The sequence below is a fragment of the Micromonospora sp. DT227 genome (assembly GCF_049841835.1).
Classification (GTDB): domain Bacteria; phylum Actinomycetota; class Actinomycetes; order Mycobacteriales; family Micromonosporaceae; genus Micromonospora.
In genome coordinates, this window is record NZ_JBNCLA010000003.1 from 256,992 (window position 1) to 272,160 (window position 15,169).

At 72.7% G+C, this 15,169-nt stretch carries 12 protein-coding genes; 2 read left to right on the top strand and 10 right to left on the bottom strand.

What is annotated here, in order from left to right; genetic code table 11:
• Positions 1–72 precede the first annotated feature (72 nt).
• From ACLQ2W_RS13485 to ACLQ2W_RS13515, 7 genes are all read right to left on the bottom strand, one after another.
• A complete protein-coding gene (locus tag ACLQ2W_RS13485) occupies positions 73–1,224 on the bottom strand; it encodes a glycoside hydrolase family 26 protein (RefSeq protein ID WP_425786681.1) in 1,152 nt (383 codons plus the stop codon).
• On the bottom strand, positions 1,218–3,074 hold the full coding sequence (locus tag ACLQ2W_RS13490) for a glycosyltransferase family 2 protein (RefSeq protein ID WP_425786682.1): 1,857 nt from the start codon (positions 3,072–3,074) through the stop codon (positions 1,218–1,220). Before ACLQ2W_RS13490 ends, ACLQ2W_RS13485 begins: the two co-directional genes overlap by 7 nt.
• 79 nt (positions 3,075–3,153) lie before the next feature.
• Entirely contained in the window at positions 3,154–4,659 is a 1,506-nt protein-coding gene (locus ACLQ2W_RS13495) for a glycosyltransferase family 39 protein (protein ID WP_425786683.1), read from the bottom strand.
• A 181-nt stretch (positions 4,660–4,840) separates the two neighbouring features.
• A complete protein-coding gene (locus ACLQ2W_RS13500) occupies positions 4,841–7,150 on the bottom strand; it encodes a glycoside hydrolase family 3 N-terminal domain-containing protein (protein WP_425786684.1) in 2,310 nt (769 codons plus the stop codon).
• Positions 7,151–7,189: 39 nt separating this feature from the next.
• Positions 7,190–8,056 carry a carbohydrate ABC transporter permease gene (locus ACLQ2W_RS13505; protein WP_396775063.1) on the bottom strand — a complete coding sequence of 289 codons (867 nt, stop codon included), beginning with the start codon at positions 8,054–8,056 and terminating at the stop codon, positions 7,190–7,192.
• Positions 8,053–9,051, bottom strand: coding sequence for a carbohydrate ABC transporter permease (locus tag ACLQ2W_RS13510; protein WP_107157348.1), 999 nt, complete (start codon positions 9,049–9,051; stop codon positions 8,053–8,055). The genes ACLQ2W_RS13505 and ACLQ2W_RS13510 overlap by 4 nt, the downstream gene beginning before the upstream one ends.
• Positions 9,048–10,361, bottom strand: a complete 1,314-nt coding sequence (locus ACLQ2W_RS13515) for an ABC transporter substrate-binding protein (RefSeq protein ID WP_425786685.1) — start codon at positions 10,359–10,361, stop codon at positions 9,048–9,050. Before ACLQ2W_RS13515 ends, ACLQ2W_RS13510 begins: the two co-directional genes overlap by 4 nt.
• A gap of 134 nt (positions 10,362–10,495) precedes the next feature.
• Between ACLQ2W_RS13515 and ACLQ2W_RS13520 the strand changes: the two genes are divergently transcribed.
• Positions 10,496–11,500 carry a LacI family DNA-binding transcriptional regulator gene (locus ACLQ2W_RS13520; RefSeq protein ID WP_425786686.1) on the top strand — a complete coding sequence of 335 codons (1,005 nt, stop codon included), beginning with the start codon at positions 10,496–10,498 and terminating at the stop codon, positions 11,498–11,500.
• 7 nt (positions 11,501–11,507) lie between these two features.
• On the opposite strand, the gene ACLQ2W_RS13525 is transcribed toward ACLQ2W_RS13520, so the two are convergent.
• The gene (locus ACLQ2W_RS13525) at positions 11,508–12,980 is read right to left on the bottom strand and encodes an RICIN domain-containing protein (protein WP_425786962.1); all 1,473 of its coding nucleotides are present in this window, start codon (positions 12,978–12,980) and stop codon (positions 11,508–11,510) included.
• A gap of 175 nt (positions 12,981–13,155) precedes the next feature.
• Here ACLQ2W_RS13525 and ACLQ2W_RS13530 point away from each other — a divergent pair, with 175 nt between their 5' ends.
• Entirely contained in the window at positions 13,156–14,349 is a 1,194-nt protein-coding gene (locus tag ACLQ2W_RS13530; protein ID WP_425786687.1) for an endo-1,4-beta-xylanase, read from the top strand.
• 7 nt (positions 14,350–14,356) lie between these two features.
• Here ACLQ2W_RS13530 and ACLQ2W_RS13535 read toward each other — a convergent pair whose 3' ends face one another.
• Together ACLQ2W_RS13535 and ACLQ2W_RS13540 are read right to left on the bottom strand one after the other, a co-directional pair.
• Positions 14,357–14,914 (bottom strand): DUF5872 domain-containing protein, encoded by a 558-nt coding sequence (locus ACLQ2W_RS13535; protein WP_425786689.1) that lies wholly within the window; start codon positions 14,912–14,914, stop codon positions 14,357–14,359.
• Between the two features lie 72 nt (positions 14,915–14,986).
• Positions 14,987–15,127, bottom strand: coding sequence for a hypothetical protein (locus ACLQ2W_RS13540; protein WP_425786690.1), 141 nt, complete (start codon positions 15,125–15,127; stop codon positions 14,987–14,989).
• Positions 15,128–15,169 lie beyond the last annotated feature (42 nt).

Consider the following 15,169-nt stretch of genomic DNA (forward strand, 5'->3'; position numbering starts at 1 on the left):
CGCGTCAACCGGCCGTCACGGACGCCGGTCGGGGTGTCGTGGTCCGGTGACGCCCCGGGGACGGCGTGTCCCCTACCGGTCCGCCTCGGTCCGTGGTCGCGTCGCCGGTGACCAGGTCACGTCGTAGCGCGGGCCGGACACCGACTCGGCGAACGCGGTCGCGGCGGCCGGCGAGTCGGCGATGCGCCAGTCGGTCTCCTTGTCCACCTCGAACCAGATCAGCCCGATCAGGTTCCGGTAGCGGGGCAGCGAGTCGAACGTCTCGCGGATCCACCGCGCCTTGCGGGCACCGATGTCGGAGGCGCCGGTCTCGGTGACGACGAGCGGCTTTCCGGTGACGGTGCGGATCTCGGCGATGGTCGGTCCGAAGATCTGGTCGAACGACCAGTAGGTCTTGGTGAACGCGCCGGTGCCGTAGTAGCCGGTGACACCGACCCAGTCGACGTAGTCGTCGCCCGGGTAGAGCCCGCCCAGCCCGGCGGTCGTCTTGTCCCACCGGGCGTTCGGGCTCCACACCCAGGCGACGTCGGTGGCCCCGGCCGCGGTGAAGACGTCGTGCACGTGCCGCCAGGCGCGCACGTAGTCGCCCGGGTGGTTGCCGTTGGCCCGCTCGCTCCACGGGTACCAGTCGCCGTTCATCTCGTGCGCGAACCGGATGGCGATCGGGTAGCCCAGCGACCGCACGCCCTCGGCCCAGGAGCGCAGGTAGCCGTCGAAGTCGCCGCGGGCGATGCGCTCCAGCCGGTAGGCCGGCTGGGTGGACCGGAGCCGGTCGACCTGGCGGTCGGTCAGTCCGGTGCGCCGGGCCGCCTCGTCCACGGTGTGGTCCCAGGGCTCCCAGCCCAGCATCGGCATCATGCCCCGGTCGGCGATCCGGTCGAAGAGGCTCCGGTCGAAGGCGGCGGACGCCCAGCTCGCGCCGAAGAGCAGCACCTGCGGCGCGCGTCGGGCGGCGGTGGTGAACCGGTCCACGGCGGTGAGGTCGTAGGGGCCCTTGTCGGTCATCACCCCGACGAACGCCCGGTCGGCCGGCGGGAACACCCCGGCGGCAGGCGGGGACGCGGTGGTCGCCGGGGCGCCGGCCGGCGACGCGGCCCGGGGCGGGGCCGGCGCGGGGCCCGACGCCGGGTCGGACCGGAGGCCGGGCGCCACCACGAAGGCGTACGCCAGCAGCAGCACGCCGGCCAGCGCCAGGCCCACCCGGGGCACGGTCGGCCTCAGCACGGCGACCCCCCGCCGACCGGCGTCGGCCGCTGCGGGGCCGGCTCGTCCCGACCGGCCCGGACCCGTTCGGCCCAGGCGATCAGCGGCGGCGCCAGCCCGGTGACAAGCGTCAACGCCGGCCAGACCCGCAGCAGCGGGTGGTCGTGGTCCAGCCCGAAGCTGGCCCCGAGCAGGCCGGCGGCGGCCGCCGCCCACCAGAGGTGCAGCCGGAAGGTACGCGGCGTCTCGGCGGTGCGCAGCGTCCCCTTGGCGGTCACCACGAAGCCGAGCCGGCGGCGCAGCACCGTGCCCACCGCCGCGGCCAGGTAGACCGGCCCGGCGAACAACGCGAGCGCCATCCCGGCCATGCCCACCTCCTCCCGCTCGTGCGGGGCGATGTTGAAGCGGCGCAGCCAGAGCCAGAGCAGGAACCAGGTGCCGATCGTGGAGCCCCACAGCGCGCCCCACACCTGCGGGTCGAGCCGGCCCGCGTCGACGCCGGTGAGCAGGTACAGCGCGGTGGCCGCGTTGCCCAGCAGCAGGCTGACCGCCACGCTCGGGTAGTAGAACTGGAGCAGGCGGTACTGCCAGCGGCGGCGTGACGGCAGCTCGCGCGGCGCGCGCAGCTCGCGGCGGAGCAGGATCTCGCAGATGCCGGCCGCCCAGCGGCGCTGCTGGTTGAAGTAGTCGGCCCAGGAGGTCGGCCCCTCCCCCAGCGCCACCACGTCCGGGGTGTAGACGCCCTTCCACCGCCGGCCGGTCGTCGGGTTGACGGCGGCGTGGATCCGGATGCTGGTGAGGTGGTCCTCGATGATCGAGTCCTGGTAGCCGCCGATGGTCCGCCACGCCGCCGGCCGGTAGAGGTGTCCGGTGCCGGTGAGCAGCGGCGCGTCCAGCCCGTTGCCGCCCCGGGCGATCAGGCCGTTGTAGAGGTACTGCTGCACCGAGGCGCCGTGGGCGACGAAGTTCTGGTGCATGTTGCCGTACACCTGGGGGGTCACCACGAACGCGACGTCGGGGTCGCGGAAGTAGCCGAGCGTGCGTTCCAGGAAGTGCGGCAGCGGCACGTGGTCGGGGTCCACGTTGGCCACCACGTCGTAGCGGTGCTCGTGCTCGGCCCGCCAGGCGTTGTGGTTGCCGGACTTGGTCCGGGCCCGGAACTCGCCGCGCGGCTGGTTGTACTCCGGCCGCCCCCGGCGGGTGAAGTGCCGGACGCCCAGCCGCGCCGCCATCGCCCGCACCGCCGGGTCGTCGCCCTCGTCGAGGATCCACACGTCGACCCGCCCGCAGTAGACGATCTCCCGGAGCCGGCGCAGCGTCCGCTCCGCGACGTCGAGCGGTTCCTTGCTCGGCACGATCGTGGTGAGCAGCGCCACCCGCAGGCCGACCGGCGGATCGACCGGCACCGGATCCTTGGCGTGGAAGGCGAACACCCACACCACCACGTTCTGCGCCAGCCGGATCAGCTCGACGCCGACGACCACGCAGAACGCGAGCCGGGCGGCGAGCGTCGACCAGCCGCCCGGCCCGACGACGCCCGGTCCGGGCACGTGCTGCGGCAGCAGCAGCCAGCCGACGAGGAGCAGGCCGGCGGCGCTGTTGACGAGCACCAGCAGGGTGAGCACCGCCCGCGCGGCGACCGAGGCGGCGGGACGGAGTTCGACGGGCGCGTCGGGTGCCCGGGGTGGGCGCAGCGGTCCGGCGGTGGCGCCGCAGCGCGCGTACGCCAGCCGGGCCCGGATGTTGCGCTGCCGGCGGTCGGCTCCCGGCGGGACGGGCCGCCCGGGCGGGGCGCCCGGCCGAGCGCGGTCACCCGACGGCGCCGGCGGGAGGGCGCGGCGGGACAGGCGTGTATCGGCGGCGACGGCCACATTTCCCCCATGGTCTGCATCGGGCTCGCCAGGAACCCGGACCGATGCTAAGCGGACAAACAGGTGGGAAAGGCGCGAATCAGGGCGATGTACGCCGTTGGTCGGTCAGCAGGACCACCGTGAACCCGGCCGGCCGCCAGACCCGCGCCGGCCGGTACCCGGCCCGCAGGGCCCGCGCCGCCGCGCCGTCGCCGTCCCCCGGTGCCCACCCGACGGTCGGGTGACCGGGCTGGATCAGCCAGAGCCGGCGCGGGGCCACGTCGCACCCGCCGCAGTCGCGCCCCGGCCGGGTGGCGAACACGTCGACCGACCCGGTGGCGAGCACGTCGACCGGACGGTGGTCGGTGGGCACGTACCGGGCCACCAGCGTCCGCGCCGCCGGATCGCCGTAGAGCACGCCGTCCCCGCGCCGCCCCAGCCCGTCGACGATCGCCGCGACCCGGCGGGGGTCCTGGCCGTGCCCGTCCGGCCCCCGCACGGCCACCTGGGCCGGCGCGCCCACCAACGCGACCGCCGCCAGCCCGGCGACCGCCCCGTGGGCCCGCAGCCGGGACAGCGCCACCGCGGCGAGCACCGCCCAGGCCGGCACCGTGAAGAGCAGGCCGGCCGGCGACCAGACCGGGACCACCCGCGCTACCAGCAGCAGCCCGAGCGCCGGGACCAACGCCCACGCGGTGCAGATCGCGGCGGCGTACCGGAGCGGGAGACTGAACAGCGCCAACCCGGCCAGCACCGCGCCCAACGCGGCGACGCCGAACAGCTCCCGGGGCGTGGCCGCCAGCATGCCCGGATCGACGCGGACGCCGGGCGGGAGCAGCCCGCCGTCGTCCCGCGCGCCGGACCGGAGCAACGCCGCGACGACGAGCACGCCCGGCAGCGCGGCGGCCAGCCAGCGACCGGCCGTCGCGCGCCGGAACGCCAGCAGCACCCACCCGTGGCCGGCGAGCAGCAGCAGCGCCCCGGGCTGACACAGGCCGAGCAGGACCACCGCGCCGGCGTACGCCGCGAGCCGCCGCGCGGTCGGCCGGTCCAGGACCGGCAGCAGCAGCCAGGTGGCGAGCACGGCGGCGAACAGCGCCGACGCGTGCGGTTGGGCCTCCTGCGCGTACCGGGTCGCGGACGGCAGCACCGCGAACAGCGCGCCGGCCAGCACCCCCGTGCCGGGCGCGAACATCCGCGCGGCCAGCGCGCCGACCAACGCCGCGGCCGCGGTCATCGCCAGCAGCGACGGTACGCGCAGCGCGACGTCGCCCGCGCCGAACAGCTCCGCCCAGCCGCGCACCAGCAGGTGGTACGGCGCCAGCGTAGGGTCCCCGGCCCACACGTCGCGCCACGGGGAGGTGGCGGCGCGCCAGGTGGCCAGCTCCTCGGTCCGCAGCCCCGGCGTCCCGAGCCCGGCCCCGCCGAGCCCACCGGTCAGCAGCGCCGGCAGCAGCCAGGCGGCGATCCGCCACCGGCTGGCGCCGGCCGCGACGCGGGCGGCGGCCCGGCGCGGGCGCGGTGACCGGTCCTCTCCCCACGGGTCCTCGACGCCGACGTCGACCGGCCCGAGCCGGGGCAGGACCATGGTGTCCGCGTCCATCATCGTGACTCACGCATCCCCTGCGGCCCGGCACCAGGAGCCCACCTTGCGAGGGCTGAACGACGTCCGGAGCCTACGGAGTGGAAACCCGACGTAGGGCCGTTTTCCGGCGAATTACGCACCGCGGGGACGTGCGGTGGGCCGGGCCGCCGGTCGTCCCCGTGGACGACCGGCGGCCCGGAGGTCAGCTCAGTTCCGTGGTCGTCCAGCGCGGGGACGCGTTGGTCACCGGGACCGTGGGACCGGTGAGCGTGGTGGACGCCGCCGCGTCCCGCCGCACGCTCGTGCCGACCCACACCTCGACCTCGCCGGGCTCCACCACGCGGGTGAGCGTGCGGTCGGAGAACGCCAGGCGGGTGGTGGGCACCGTCAGCGCGACGGTGACCGACTGCCCCGGCTCCAGACGTACCCGCCGGTAGCCCAGCAACTGCGCCACCGGCCGGGTCACCGAGGCCACCACGTCGTGGCCGTAGAGCTGGACCACGTCGTCGCCGGCGACCGCGCCGGTGTTGGTCACCCGCACCGTGACGCGCAGCGCGCCGTCGGTCGGCGCGGTGGCCGGCACGGTGAGATCGGTGTACGCGAACGTGGTGTACGACAGGCCGTGCCCGAACGGCGCCACCGGCGTCGCCGGCAGGTTGGTGCCGTTGCTGCCCTCGCCCAGCGTCGGGTGCAGATAGGAGTACGGCTGCGCGCCGGCCGAGCCGGGCAGGCTGACCGGAAGCCGGCCCGACGGGTTGAACCGCCCGGAGAGCACGGCGGCGATCGCGCCGGCGCCCTCCTCGCCGGGGAAGAACGCCTGCACCACGGCCGCGCAGCGGGACAGCGCCCAGCCGACCGCGTACGGCCGGCCGGTGAGCAGCACCAGGACCACCGGCGTCCCGGTCGCCAGGACCGCCTCGACCAGTTCCCGCTGGACGCCGGGCAGCTCCAGGTCGTCCCGGTCGCAGCCCTCCCCGACCGTGCCGCGCCCGAAGAGACCGGCGTGGTCACCGACGACCAGGACGGCGACGTCGGCCGCGGACGCGGTGGCGACCGCCTCGTCGAAGCCGGACCGGTCGTCGCTGTCCACGTCGCAACCGCCGGCCCAGGTGACGAGGTCCGGGCCGAACTCGCCGCGCACCGCGTCGAGGACGGTCGGCACCTCGATGCCGGTCTCCACGCCGGCATGCTGGACGAGCACGTGGTTGAGGAAGGAGTAACACCCGAAGAGCGCGCCCTCCCGGTCCGCGTTCGGGCCCACGACCGCCACCCGTCGGCCCGGAGCCAACGGAAGCACGCCCTGGTTGGCGACCAGGACGACCGACTCCTCGGCGAGTCGGCGGGCGATCGACCGGTGCTCCGGCGGATCGAGGTCGATCACGCGGGGCGGCTCGTCGTCGAACGTGGCGTCGAGCAGCCCGAGGTCCCGCTTCTGGCGCAGGACGCGCAGCACCGCACGGTCGACGAGCGCCTCGTCGACGGTGCCGGCCCGCACCGACTCCCGCAGCGTCAGGTAGGCGTCGCCGGTGGGCAGCTCGATGTCGAGGCCGGCGGCGAGCGCCTGCGCGGCCGCGTCCGCGTTGTCGGCCGCCACGTGGTGCAGCAGGTTCAGGAAGGCGACCGCGTAGTAGTCGGCGACCACGGTGCCGTCGAAGCCCCAGCGGTCCCGCAGCACGCCGGTCAGCATCGTCGGATCGGCGGCCACCGGCACGCCGTCGATCTCGGTGTACGAGTGCATGACGCTGCGCGCGTCGCCGTCGAGGATCGCCATCTCGAACGGCGGCAGCAGCACGTCGGCCAGCTCCCGGGGGCCGGCGTGCACCGGCGCGAAGTTGCGCCCGGCGCGCGACGCGGAATAGCCGGCGAAGTGCTTCAACGTGGCGTGCACGCCCTGCGACTGCAACCCCCGCACGTACGACGTGCCGATGGTGCCGACCAGGTAGGGGTCCTCGGCGATGCACTCGTCGACCCGCCCCCACCGCGGGTCCCGGATCACGTCCAGCACCGGGGACAGGCCCTGGTGGATGCCGAGCGCCCGCATCGACGCCCCGATCGCCGCCGCCATCTCGGCCACGAGATCGGGATCGCAGGCGGCGCCCCAGGCCAGCGGCGTCGGGAAGGTCGCCGCCTTCCACGCCGCCAGGCCGGTGAGGCACTCCTCGTGCACCAGCGCCGGGATGCCCAGCCGGGTGCCGGTCACCAGGTCCCGCTGGAACTTCCACAGCCAGGCCGCGCGGGCCGCCGCGTCGACCGGGCGGGTGCCGTAGGCGCGGGTGAGGTGACCCAGCCCGTGCCGGGAGAAGTCCTCCAGCCGGCCGGTGTCGGCGAACTCGCCCTGCAGGGGCGCGACCGCCTCGCCGTCCTCCTTCTCCCAGAACCCGACGAGCTGCGCGATCTTCTCGTCGAGCGTCATCCGGCCGAGCAGCTCGCGTACGCGTGTCTCGTCGGCGTGCCCGTCCCGGCGCTGCTGGGCCGGTGCCGGCCCGTCCACCACCGCGTGGACCTCTGTCATGGTGTGCCTTTCCCTCGGTTGTGCTCGTACCGCTGCCGCTCAGCCCTTGACCGCACCCTGCAGGCCACCGACGATCTGCTTCTCGGCGAGCGTGAAGAAGAGCAGTGCCGGCAGCATCGCCAGCGAGGTGAAGGCGAGGACGCCCGCGGTGTCGGTGGTGTACTGGCTGGAGAAGTTCTGCACCCCCAGCGGCAGGGTGTGCAGGCTGACGTCGCCGAGGACGAGCAGCGGCAGCAGGAACGCGTTCCAACTCGCGACGAACGCGAGGATCCCGACGGTGACGAGCGCGGGCCGCGACAACGGCAGCACGATGCGCCAGAGGAAGCCGAGCCGGTCCGCGCCGTCGATCGCCGCCGCGTCCTCCAACTCCCGGGGAATGGCCGCCAGGAAGGGCCGGAGGATGACGATCGTGATCGGCAGCGAGAAGGCGACCTGCGGGAGGATCACCGCGTAGTACGAGTTGATCAGGTTCAGGTCCCGCAGCATCAGGTAGAGCGGCAGGATGGCCGCGCCGGCCGGGAAGAGCAGGCCGAGCGTGAAGAACGTGTTGAGCGCCTCCCGGCCGCGGAACGTGTAACGGGCGATCACGAACGCGGCGCACAGGCCGAGCACCACCACGCCGAGCGTGGTGCCGAACGCGATCACCGCGCTGTTGAACGCCTGCCGCCAGAAGTCGCTCTGGGTCAGCACCCGCGCGTAGTTGTCCCACACCCACGGGTCGGGCAGCCCGGCCGGGTCGGCGACGATCTGCGGCGTGGTGCGGAAGCCGCCGACGATGACGTAGACGATCGGGGCGATCGACACGGCCGCGACCGCGAGCGCGAGCGCGTACGTCAGCGGCGTGCCCCAGGAGATCGGCCGGCGCCCGGCGGACGGGGGCAGGACGGAGTTCGCGGTCACGGTCAGTTCGCCCTTCTGGTGATGGCGCCCTCGATGTCGCGGCGGAGCAGGAAGCGCTGGAACAGCAGCGCCGCCACGAAGGAGATGACGAACAGGATCACGGCCACCGCGTTGCCGTAGCCCCACAGCCGGGCGAAGAAGCCGTTGTCCACCATGTAGGTGGCCATGGTGGCCGACGCGCCGAGGGAGCGCACCGCGGGCACCGAGGTCACCCAGACCACGTCGAAGACCTGGAGCGAGCCGATCACCGACAGGAACATCCAGATCCGGATCGTGGGGCCGAGCAGCGGCAGCGTGATGTGGCGTTGGGTCTGCCACCAGCTCGCGCCGTCGATCGCGGCGGCCTCGGTCAGCTCCTCCGGCACGTTGGACAGGCCGGCGAGCAGCAGGATGATGGCGAAGCCGACGTACTTCCAGGTGAGGACGAACAGCAGGGTCCAGATGACCACGTCGAGGTCGGCGAGCCACGCCTGGACCAGACCGCCCAGGCCCAGTGCCCGCAGCAGTTCGTCGGCCGTGCCGTCGCCGGTCAGGATCAGCTTCCACATGATGCCGACGGTGACCTCGGCGAGCACGTACGGCACGAAGGCCAGCAGGCGGAACGCGCCGCGCCCGCGGAAGCGGCGGTTGAGCAGCAGCGCGACGCCGAGCGCGAGCGGCCCCTGGACCAGCAGCGACCCGAACACGACGATCGCGTTGTTGCGCAGCGCGTCGAGGAAGATCGGGTCCTGGAAGGCGAGGACGTAGTTCTTGAAGCCGACGAACTCGGTGGGTGGGCCCACCCCGCGCCACCGGAACAGGCTGTAGTAGAACGCGAAGCCCATCGGCACCAGCACGAACGTCACGTAGACGACGAGCGCCGGCGTGGTGAGCCCGACGATCTCGTACCACTTGCGGCGGGTCTCGGCCCGGCGGGAGGAGGCGCGTCCGGTGGGCCGGGAGCCCGCCGGCGGCGCGGTGACGCCGCCGGCGGGGAACCGGGTCTGGTCGGTGGAGGTCACTTGCTCGCGGCCGCCTTCATGGCGGAGACGACCTTCTCCGGCGTGCCGTTGCCGGCGAAGATGGCGACGATGGCGTCGTTCATCGCGCTGCCGACGGTGCTGCCGTAGGCGGTGTCCAACCAGAGTTGCACGTAGGTGGCCTCGGACGTGGCCGTCAGGATGGACTTCAGCGCGGGGTCGGTCACGCCGTCCGCCGCGCCCTTGGCGACCGGGAGGCCGGTGCCGGTGGCGGCGTAGCCCTTCTGCACCTCGGGGCTCACGAGGTACTTGAGGAACTCGACGCACTCCGCCGGAGCCTGCTTGGCGCAGGCGAATCCGTCGCCCCCGCCGAGGGCCGCCTTCGGGTCACCGGCGGAACCGGAGATCGCCGGCACCGGGAACCAGCCGAGGAACTTGCCGAGCGCCGCCTTGTCGGTGGCGACCGTGTCCAGGGTGCCCCGGTTCCAGTCGCCCATCAGCTCCATCGCGGCCTTGCCGTTGGCGAGCAGACCGTTGGCGCTGGTCGGGTCGTTCTGGCCGGGCGTGGCGATGAAGTTCTTCTGGAACGGCTTGGTGTCGATGAAGGTCTTGAGGTCCTGGCCGGCCTTCACGAAGCACGGGTCGTCGAAGTTCCGGTCGGTGGACGCCTTCTTCAGCGTGTCGACCGAGCAGGCGCGCAGCGCGAAGTTGTACCACCAGTGCGCGGCCGGCCACTTGTCACCGGCGCCGAGGGCGATCGGGATGACGTTGATCGCCTTGAGCTTGGTGACCGCGGCGTTGAGTTCCTCGAAGGTGGTCGGCGGCGCCGAGATGCCCGCCCTCGCGAACATGTCCTTGTTGTACCAGACGCCCTCGATGCCCATCCGGTACGGCAGGCCGTACTGCTTGCCGTTGACCTGCCAGATCTCGGCCGCGGAGCCGATGTCGGCGACCTCGGTCTTGACCTGGTCGGTGATCTCCTTGAGGTAGTCGGCCTCCACCTGCTCGCGCATCTCGCCGCCGCCCCAGGCCTGGAAGACGTCCGGCGGGTCGTTGCTCAGCAGCGCGGCCGGGAGCCGGGTGCGCTGGAGCTGGTTGGTCTCGATCGCCTCGATCTCGATCTTGACGGTCGGGTGGGCGGTGGAGAAGTCCTTGGCGACCTTCTCCCAGTACGTCTTGCCGGGGCCGTCCTGGGAGGCGTTGTGCCACCAGGTCAGGGTCACCGGGTTCTTGTACAGCTCGCTCTCCGGAGCCGCCTTGTCGTCGTCGCCACCGCCGCTGCATCCGGCGGCGACGAGGGCGCTGGTCATCAACAGTGCCAACACGGCACCGGCGCGGCGTTTCATCGCCATTAGATGTCTCCTCGACCACTCAGTCGGGTTACCTGTCGGGGAGTGTTACAGCCACGTAACTCGATGTCAATCGGTATCGATAACGTTTTCGAACCGTCGCGACGCAGCCTCACGAGACCTCTATCATCGTCGTCGTGACCTTCCCGCAGCGCGTCAAGATGTCGGACGTGGCCCGCACCGCCGGCGTCTCGGTGGCGACCGTATCAAAGGTCGTCAATGGGAGGTGCGGCGTCGCGCAGGCCACCGTCGAGCGCGTGCGACAGGTCATCCACGACCTCGGGTACGAGGCCGACCTGGGCGCGCAGAGCCTGCGCAGCCACCGGACGAACGTGCTGGGCATCCTGGTCGCCGAGTTCGAGCCGTTCTCGACCGAGCTGCTCAAGGGCGCCTCCCGCGAGGTGGCCGGCAGCGGGTACCAGTTGCTGGCCTACTCCAGCGGCGACGGCGAGGGCGCCGCCATCGGGTGGGAGCGTCGGTCGCTGGCCCGCCTGTCCGGGACGCTGATCGACGGCGCGGTGATCGTGACGCCGACCGTGGTCGAGACCAAGCACGGCTTCCACGTCGTGGCCGTCGACCCGCACACCGGCCCGTCCGGGCTGCCCACCGTCGACTCGGACAACTTCGCCGGCGCGGTGCTCGCGACCAACTACCTGCTGTCGCTGGGCCACCGACGGATCGGGCACATCAGCGGTCGGCCCGACCTGGAGTCGGCGCGCCTGCGGGAGGCCGGGTTCCGCCAGGCCATGGCGGACGCCGGCGTGGCGGTGGACGAGCGGCTGGTCCGCGTCGGCGGCTTCCGGATCGAGGGCGCGGCCGGCACGGCGGCGGAACTGCTCGCGCTCCCCGACCGGCCGACCGCGATCTTCGCCGGCAACGACCTCTCGGCGATCTCCACGCTGGACGTGGCCCGGAGCATGGGCATCCCGGTGCCGGACGACCTGTCGGTGATCGGCTTCGACAACGTCCCCGAGTCGGCGCTCGTCGACCCGCCGCTGACCACGATCCGGCAGCCGCTGCAACGGATGGGCGCTGAGTCGCTGCGCCTGCTGATCGACCTGATCGCCGGCGTCGAACGCGACGCGCACATCCGGCTGCCCACCGAGCTGGTGGTGCGGGCCTCCTGCCGCCCGCTCGACTAGACCACGGTCAGACAGGCGTGCGCGACCACTGCTGGTTGGCGCCGGTGTTGCACGGGTACTGCTTGAGGACCACGCCGTCCGCGGTCGACAGGGCCGGCACGTCCACGCACTTGCCGCTGTGCCGGGCCCGGAGCTGGAACCAGGTGCCGTTGGCCACCATCTGGAACTGCTGGTTCGCGCCGCTGCCGCAGGTGTACTGGATGAGTTCGGCGCCGTCGGCGGTCGAGGCGCCCGTCACGTCGAGGCACTTCCCGCTGTGCCGGCTGACGAGGCGCCACCAGCCGCTGCCGGCGTCGACGAACTGCCACTGCTGCCACGCGTTGCCGCCGTACGTGTACTGGCCGACGCGCGCGCCGTTGTCGGTGTTCGGCGCCTGGACGTCCATCGCCTTGCCGCTGTGGCGCACGGTGACCCGGTAGAACGTCCCGGTCGACGGCGGCGGCGTGGTGGGCCCGCCGCCGACCGTGTCGCCCCACCCGTAGCGGATCCGGTCCGCGCCGGAGGGATTGCGGACGGTCAGGTCGAGGCTCGTGCCGCTGCCGCTGAGCGAGAACATCGAGTACCAGTCGTACCCGATGGTGCCGGGCTTGCCGCCGAGGGCCGGCCAGTAGGTGCCGCCCATCCGGTTGTCGCGCATGACCTGGGCCACGGCGCGGATGTGGCGGACGAAGTTGTCGGTGCTGGCGGCGTCGGCGTAGTCGCGGCCGTCGTTCATCGGCGCGCCGAACTCGGTGACCACCGCGCGGGAGGCGCAGGTGCCGAGGCGGGTCTGGATGTGGCTCCGGAAGGCGTCGTAGCTCATCGCCTCGTAGAAGAACGCGTAGTGGTGGAAGGAGAACAGCGTCGCGGCGAAGCGGGAATCGTTGCAGACGTCGCGCAGATCCTGGCTGAAGCCGGTGCCGCCAATCAGCACCCGACCGGGCACCGCCGAGTAGTGGTAGCTGAGCCAGTTGGCCGCGACGTCGCGCCACTCCGCCGAGCTGTAGCCGTGCGGCTCGTTCATCGGCTCGAAGTAGACGTTGGGGTTCGCGCCGTACGTGTTGGTCACCGTGGACCACATCGCGTTCCAGGCGGCGAGGTTCGTGATCCGGCCGCCGGAGGCGGCGCCGTCCTCCCAGTAGGCGAGGATGACCTTGAAGCCCCGCGCGGTGGCGGCGTCGATCGCGCCCCGGTACGCCTCCCACCACGCCGTGCCCACGGTGTGCGTGTTGATCGGCAGCCGGACGGTGTTGACGCCCATGGTGGCCGCCATGTCGTCGTAGAGGGCGTTGGCCTTGGCCCGCACGGTCGCGTTGCTGTCGGACATGCTCAGGCCCTGCACGACGAGCGGGCCGGTGCTGAAGTTGTCGCCCAGCACCGCCCAGTTCATGCCCCGGAACCCGTCGGTGGCGGCGGCGGCCGGCGTCGGGGCGACCGCCACGCCACCCACCAGCGCGATCAGCGCGCCCACCAGCGCGATCAGCAACCGACGACGCCGCATCTCGTTCACGCGAAGACCTCCCCATACAGACAACCATCTATGTTCACGTTCACAACGGCGGGTGTCAAGACACCGGCGCGCCGGGCGATTGACGACGCCACATCGACGGCCGTAATGTTCCGGCCGAGTTTCGGAAAAGTTCCCGGAAGTTTCGCCCGCTGCCGGAAGGACACCTGTGAAGCCGAGCCGTTGGATCGCCGCCGGCCTGGTCGCCGTGGCGACCGCCGCCGCCCTCAACGCCGTACCCGCCACCGCCGGACGCCCCTACGACCCGACCGCGCAGAGCCTGCGTGCCCTGGCCCAACGGCACGGCCTGTACGTGGGCACCGCGGTCGACATGGCCGCGCTGGACAACGCCGCCGAGCCGCGCTACCGCGAGCTGGCCGGGTCCGAGTTCTCCACCGTCACCGCCGAGAACGTGATGAAGTGGGAGAGCCTGGAACCCACCCGCGGCACCTACGACTGGGGGCCGGCCGACAAGCTGGTCGCGTTCGCCCGCCAGCACGACCAGCGGGTCCGCGGTCACGTGCTGGTCTGGCACAACCAGTTGCCGGCGTGGCTGACCAGCGGCGTCGAGGACGGCTCCATCGACACCGCCGAGCTGCGCCGCATCCTGCGCGACCACATCACCGCCGTGGTCCGCCACTTCAAGGGCCGGATCTGGCAGTGGGACGTGGTGAACGAGGCGGTCAGCGACCCCTGGGACACCCCGTCCACGCTGCACTACAAGGGCTTCTGGGCCGAACACCTCGGGCCCGGCTACATCGCCGACGCGTTCCGCTGGGCCCGTGCCGCCGACCCGAACGCGCTGCTGTTCTACAACGACTACAACATCGAGGCGTTCGGCTCCGGCAACCCGGCCGACGACAAGACGCAGTTCGTCTACGAGATGGCGCGGGACCTGCGGGCCCGGGGCGTGCCGATCGACGGCGTCGGCAGCCAGGGCCACCTGGGCACCCAGTACGGCAACTACGACACGCTCCAGGTCGCCGCCGCGCTGCGGAAGTTCGCCGGCCTGGGCCTGGCCACCGCGTTCACCGAGGTGGACGTGCGCAGCCAGCTGACCGCCGGGGTGCAGGCCGGTGACTCCGCCGAGATCAACCCCCGGTTGCAGGCGTCCGCGGCCAACTTCAGCACGCTGCTGCGCGCCTGCCTGGCCGAGCGGCACTGCCTGTCGTTCACGCTCTGGGGCTTCACCGACAAGCACTCCTGGGTGCCGGGCGCGTTCTCGGACCCGCCGGAGGGCCTGGCCACCGTGTACGACGAGAACTACCAGCCGAAGCGGTCGTACCAGGAGCTGAAGGCCGACCTCATCTTCGCCGGGCCGCCGTTCGTGCTGCCCCGCGTCCCGCAGCAGCCGCGCCGGTAGTCGGTGCTCACGCGGTCCGGCGGCGGAGTTCCGACTCCAGCCGTCGGATCAGCGTGCTGCGGGCCTTGCCGCCGCGTTCCCTACGCAACGCCGCGTCGAGCTGGCGCTTGTCGAGGTCGCGCACCAGCTTCGCCGCCTCCGCCACCGGCAGCTCGTTGACCTGTTCGGCCGCGGTCGCGTCCCGGCGGGCCCGCTTGGCCGGGCCGGTGTTCGGCACGTACTGCCGGCCGGTGCGGGAGGCGCGCCGCTTGCGACTGTCGGTTTCCCGCCGGTCCTGCTCGGACAGCTCCTCCCATGCCTGTTTCGGCAGGTAACGCTCGGTTTCACCGTTGTGCCGGGCACGGGTGTCACCGGACCGGGTCTGCCACTGCTCGCCGCCCCAGCGTTGCAGGGAACGCTGCCGTGCGTCCTTCGGGCCCGCGAAGCCCCCGCCGCGCTTCTTGTACTCGTTGGTCAGCAACTGCGACTTGCGGGCCGACCACTGCCCCGGCCGGCCGCCCTTGTCGGAGGCCTTGATCTCCTCCTTCAGCCGCTCCCGCAGTTCCGGCTTCGTGTACTTCGCCATGACCCGGCGTTACCCGGACCGGACCGGCCCATGCCCCGCCGCCGGGGCACGAACCCGTCGCCGACCCCGGCCTCAGCCGGCGGCCCGGTAGCCGAGGTCCATCGTGTCGGACCGGCCGGACCAGGCCAGCCGCGTGTCGCCGTGGAACCCGGCGTCCGCACAGTCCGGCAACCGGCCGGTCGCCACCGCCGCGCAACCTCCAGCTCGGTCCACTTCCCTGACACCGCTCGCGCCGCTCGGGTTCCCGCCCGAGTT

Coding starts and splice junctions, on each gene's coding strand:
- ACLQ2W_RS13515 (WP_425786685.1), bottom strand. CDS start 10,361: ATGGCGATGAAACGCCGCGCCGGTGCCGTGTTGGCACTGTTGATGACC.
- ACLQ2W_RS13500 (WP_425786684.1), bottom strand. CDS start 7,150: ATGACAGAGGTCCACGCGGTGGTGGACGGGCCGGCACCGGCCCAGCAG.
- ACLQ2W_RS13495 (WP_425786683.1), bottom strand. CDS start 4,659: ATGATGGACGCGGACACCATGGTCCTGCCCCGGCTCGGGCCGGTCGAC.
- ACLQ2W_RS13535 (WP_425786689.1), bottom strand. CDS start 14,914: ATGGCGAAGTACACGAAGCCGGAACTGCGGGAGCGGCTGAAGGAGGAG.
- ACLQ2W_RS13525 (WP_425786962.1), bottom strand. CDS start 12,980: ATGCGGCGTCGTCGGTTGCTGATCGCGCTGGTGGGCGCGCTGATCGCG.